The sequence below is a fragment of the Vibrio sp. 1249-1 genome (assembly GCF_033340495.1).
In genome coordinates, this window is record NZ_JAWOWJ010000100.1 from 1 (window position 1) to 1,138 (window position 1,138).

Genomic DNA, 1,138 nt, shown 5'->3' on the forward strand with positions numbered 1-1,138 from the left:
AACTGCTCTACCGCGAGATCGATGTTACCCGCCTCGGTATGGCCTGAGCTCTTGCGCGGTTTAAAGCTGTGGTCACCATCGGGTAAAAAACTCACCTTAACTTGCGATGAAAGGACAAAGTCATCGAACTCCTCACGCTTACCAAAGGTGTCTCGCTCCCCTTGTAGAATCAGCGTAGGTTTCTCGATATTCGCTAAGTGATCGCCTTTGAACTTTTCTGGCTTTCCCGGTGGGTGAAATGGAAACCCTAAACAGGCAATGCCCGCCACCAGCTCATTTTCAGCCAGTAAACTCGACATGCGGCCACCCATTGACTTACCACCAATGACAATAGGTTGAGAGGTAAAGTGAGCAATCACTTCTTCATAGGCTTCCAGCAGTTTTGGCGCACGATCTGGTGGGCGCTTTTTCCCATCTTCCGCTCGCTTAATCATATACGGGAAGTTAAATCGCACCACGCGAATTCCTTGCTCAACTAATCCTTTGGCGACAGCAGTCATGAAGTCATGCTCCATCCCCGCCCCTGCACCGTGAGCAAAAACAAACAGCGGCCCGTCTTCAGGCCCCTCAACTATCCACTGGCTCATCCAATACTTCCTCTTGTTCTTTTCTCGCCGTTGCCAGCATCCAATCTCTAAATGTCGCGATGCGTCCCATGTCTGCCTGCTGCTCATGGCACACCACATAGAAGGCATTTTTGGAGATAAGCACCTCATCAAACGGCGCAATCAGTCGTCCCGCTTCCATTTCTGGTTTTGCTAACACGTTGTTACCCAATGCTACGCCTTGTCCGTGTGCAGCAGCCTGCAGCACCATAGTCGAGTGGCTGAAAATCGGACCGTGATTCACGTTAATGCCTTCGATGTTGTAATGACGAGCGAACTGCTTCCAATCTTTACGCGAAGTATCATGTAACAAAGTGTGTAATTTGAGGTCACTTAGAGATTCTAATGGTTTGTTACCTAAAAGTAACGAAGGTGAACAAAGTGGGATCAGAAACTCTTGGTACAGTTTATCCGCTCGCAAACCCGGCCAGTTCCCACGGCCGTAGTAGATCGCTACATCTACATCATCAGTCAGTGAACCTTCATCCATATCCACGGCTTTGATGCGCACATCGATGTCTGGCTCTTGAGCA

Annotated in this window: 2 protein-coding genes; both read right to left on the reverse strand. The window is 49.3% G+C overall.

The window, feature by feature from the left end; all coding sequences use genetic code 11:
• A partial coding sequence (locus tag R7Z50_RS24540) for an alpha/beta fold hydrolase (protein ID WP_318149354.1) occupies window positions 1-587 on the reverse strand: 587 nt, incomplete at its 3' end.
• Window positions 568-1,138 (reverse strand): LysR substrate-binding domain-containing protein (locus tag R7Z50_RS24545; protein ID WP_318149355.1); only part of this gene is annotated, 571 nt, incomplete at its 5' end. The genes R7Z50_RS24545 and R7Z50_RS24540, both read right to left, overlap by 20 nt.